General features: G+C 65.1%; 3 protein-coding genes and 1 other RNA gene. All 4 read right to left on the bottom strand.

Features of this window, described 5'->3' with window-relative positions; translation table 11 throughout:
* Positions 1–75 precede the first annotated feature (75 nt).
* Positions 76–235, bottom strand: a non-coding RNA gene (gene ssrS / locus B2Z70_RS03795) — 6S RNA.
* Positions 236–269: 34 nt separating this feature from the next.
* Complete coding sequence (locus B2Z70_RS03790; RefSeq protein ID WP_009801904.1) at positions 270–674, bottom strand: cell division protein ZapA; 405 nt, start codon at positions 672–674, stop codon at positions 270–272.
* Complete coding sequence (locus B2Z70_RS03785; RefSeq protein ID WP_292981174.1) at positions 671–985, bottom strand: DUF4164 family protein; 315 nt, start codon at positions 983–985, stop codon at positions 671–673. The genes B2Z70_RS03790 and B2Z70_RS03785 overlap by 4 nt, the downstream gene beginning before the upstream one ends.
* A gap of 79 nt (positions 986–1,064) precedes the next feature.
* Positions 1,065–2,020, bottom strand: a 956-nt coding sequence (locus B2Z70_RS03780; protein ID WP_292981171.1) for a glycosyltransferase, incomplete at its 5' end; no start/stop codon positions are given.

Here is a 2,020-nt window from a genome sequence, read left to right as displayed (position 1 = left end):
CGCGGGCGGCGCGGGCGGCGCGCCTGGCGTTGGATTTGCGCCAGGCGGTCAGCATGACGGCTGAAGGGTAAGGGTGGCGGCGCCAATTCCGCCGGTGGTCGTTTTCCAACCCTGATGACCCGGTAAACCAGGTGGGCGCCGCTTAGATAGGACCACGGTCCAGTCCAGAGGCAGCTCCCTCTCAGAGATGTAAGGTCCTCGGGATGTTAAGACCTGCCGAACGGTCCAGCTACCGCCGTGAAGGAAGATGGGGTCGCGATGCCCCGCGCTCAAGCGCTTTCTCCATCTGAAGGATCGGCTGACGCAGTCATCGCGCTCGTCGCCGCCTCGATCCCGATCATGGTTTCGAGCTTTTCAGCCGCCCCTATCAGGGCTTCCGCCGCCCGCGCCCGGTCCGATCGGCGTCGGGCGTCGGCCTGGGACACCTTGCCCTTCAGATCGAGCACCGTGTCTTCCAGCTCATCGACCTTGCCGCGCGCCTCGCGCATTTCATCGGTGACGATCAGCGCCGCCATCAGCAGGAGGCGCACATCCCCGATCTGGCCCACCTTTTCGGCCAGGTCGCGCACATGGGTGTCGAGATGGCCCGCCAGCTCGCGCAGATAGGCTTGCTGACCCTCTTCACAGCCAATGGTGAACGCGCGTCCATTCAGGGAAATGGTGACCTTGCTCACGCCTGCTCCCCGGACTCGTCGGTATGCGCCAACAATGTCTGAAGATCCGCCATGGCGTCATCCAGCGCTTGCGCCGCCTCTTCCGCAGCGCCTTGCAGCTCGTCCTCACGGGCCCGCGCCTCGTCCAGCGCCGCGGCGAGTCGGGCGCGATCATTGTCCAGCTCGTGTGCGGCCTCGACGTCGCCCGCCGCCGCGCTCAGGCGCAGCTGATAGTCTTCAAGCCGTGCGCCTACGCGCGAGACCGCCCGGTCCAGGCGGGCGATCGCGTCAGCCAACGGGTCGTCAGCGGCAGAGGTTTCAGGCGCACTCATGCCCTTAAAATCCGTCTTTAACGGCAAAAGTTCAAGCAGTGTGACAGGACAGGCGTGAAAGAATCGCGCGAGTCGCCGCTCAAGCCAGCTTCAGATGCCCCAACATGTCCGAGAGACGTTGGCGGACCACCTCGCGCGAAGTCTCGCGACGCGCAAAGTCCACGCCCGCCTGACGCAACTCGTTCCAGCGGTTTTCGTCATCAAGCATGGCGAGGATGTGGCGAGCGAACCCGTCCGGATCGTCCGCCACCAGAACATCCACGCCCGGCGTCAGCCCCATGCCTTCCGCCCCGACAGAGGTCGACACGCACGGCGTACCCAGGGCCAGACTGGCCGCCACCTTGCCCTTGGCGCCGGCGCCATAGCGCAAGGGCGCCAGCGAAGCGCGAACACTGCCGAAGAACTCGTCAATGGTTTCGACAAATCCGAGCACCTCGACGCCATTCCTGCCGTCAAGCGCCTTGAACCGGTCCGGCATCTTGCTGCCGGCCAGAACAAACCGGGCGTCCGGTTTCACGGCCCTGACCCTGGGCCAGATCTCGTCCATGAACCAGTCCACGGCGTCCACATTCGGCGGATGCCCGTAACCGCCCAGGAAGCCCACGCCCGAACGGCGGTGGAAACCAGCCGCAAGAGGGTCCGGGTCATGGATCAGCGGGAGCTTGAAGGGCGGCGTTTCGGGCGTCGCCTCCTTCAGCAGTTCGATCTCCAGGTCCGAGTGTGGCAGCACCGCATCGGCGGACTGGATGATGGCCAGTTCACGGCGCCTGGTTTCAGCCGCCTGTTCCAGCGCGATCGCATCGCCTGACAGGTCCGCCTCACGCTGTTCGCGCAGGAAGTGCAGATCCGCAGGCATGAAGGCGATCTTCGCTTGCGGCGCATGGGTTCGCAGCGCGCCCATCACGCGCTCCGCAGCGGCGAAGCGATGCACGACCACAAGGTCGTATTCTGCACCGCGTGCGCTGATGAACGGTTCAAAACGGGAGTAGAAGGGGTGATAGATCGTCTCGATCCCCATGGCCTGCAAGGGGGCGG

Source organism: Oceanicaulis sp. UBA6590 (genome assembly GCF_002433705.1).
Lineage (GTDB): Bacteria > Pseudomonadota > Alphaproteobacteria > Caulobacterales > Maricaulaceae > Oceanicaulis.
Note: the sequence above shows the minus strand (reverse complement) of the source record. Positions and strands in the feature narration are given on the sequence as shown.